Here is an 888-nt window from a genome sequence, read left to right as displayed (position 1 = left end):
GCCCGGGGGTCGGAAGACAGAAGGAGGGGCACGTTTCACGTGAAACGTGCCCCTCCTTCTGTGACCCCGACGTCGGGATCCCCGGCATCAGGTTTTCCGGCGGCCGTACCCGGGGTGGGGCGATGTGATCCGGACCGGCTCACCGGGCCGGAGGGAGGGGGTCAGAGCCGGACCAGGCAGAGCGAGAAGGTCTTGCCCCTGTGCTCCTCGTAGTACTGGTCGGTGTAGTCGGGCACATCGGAGCACGCGGTGCTGGAGGTGTCGCCCTCCACCCGCTTCAGGATCTCGTACTCGGCCCCGTCCGAGGAGCAGTCCACCTTCTTCATGTCCGGAGTGACCATGCTGCCCTCGTTGCGCAGGCAGTCACCCACATCGGAGCCCTTGGCGTCGCTGCCGCCGAAGAAGAAGAAACCACCCGCGATGGCGAGCGCCACCACCGGCCCGACCGCGCGCAGCCACTTCTTGTTCTTCTTGGGCTCCTCCGCGGCGGGGCCGCCGGGAGCACCGGGAACGCCCGGGGTGCCGAAGCCGGCCTGCGGTGCGGAGCCGGGAGCGCCGAAGCCCGCGGGGGACGGGGTCCCGGTCGGGGCTCCCGGCTGCGGCGGGTGGCCGTAGCCGGGCTGCTGGGGCGGCTGCCCCGGCTGTTGGGGCGAGCCGTACGGGTTGGGGCCGGTGGGCGGCGGCGTGGTCATGGGGGTCCCCTCCGAAACATCCTTGCGCATCACATCTTGTTGCCTCGGGAACCCTAGTGGTGTGGGGAACACCGGGGGGAAAGTTTCGGAAGCGAGAGGGGTTCTGTGGCACTGATGTGACATCCACACCGTGCGTATCCGGAGGTAACGGGCGGACGGGCGTCACCCGAACGGCCGGTCCTCTCCTCCCTTACCC

General features: G+C 69.6%; 1 protein-coding gene. It reads right to left on the bottom strand.

Annotated elements, in window-relative coordinates; genetic code table 11:
• Positions 1–161: 161 nt before the first annotated feature.
• On the bottom strand, positions 162–692 hold the full coding sequence (locus FNQ90_RS25120; protein WP_182608417.1) for an LppU/SCO3897 family protein: 531 nt from the start codon (positions 690–692) through the stop codon (positions 162–164).
• Positions 693–888: the final 196 nt, after the last annotated feature.

The organism is Streptomyces alkaliphilus, from assembly GCF_014141535.1.
Classification (GTDB): Bacteria; Actinomycetota; Actinomycetes; order Streptomycetales; family Streptomycetaceae; genus Streptomyces; species Streptomyces alkaliphilus.
Note: the sequence above shows the minus strand (reverse complement) of the source record. Positions and strands in the feature narration are given on the sequence as shown.

What these genes read in the sequence shown, in the direction of transcription:
- FNQ90_RS25120 (WP_182608417.1), bottom strand. Translation starts at nt 692, where the DNA reads ATGACCACGCCGCCGCCCACCGGCCCCAACCCGTACGGCTCGCCCCAA.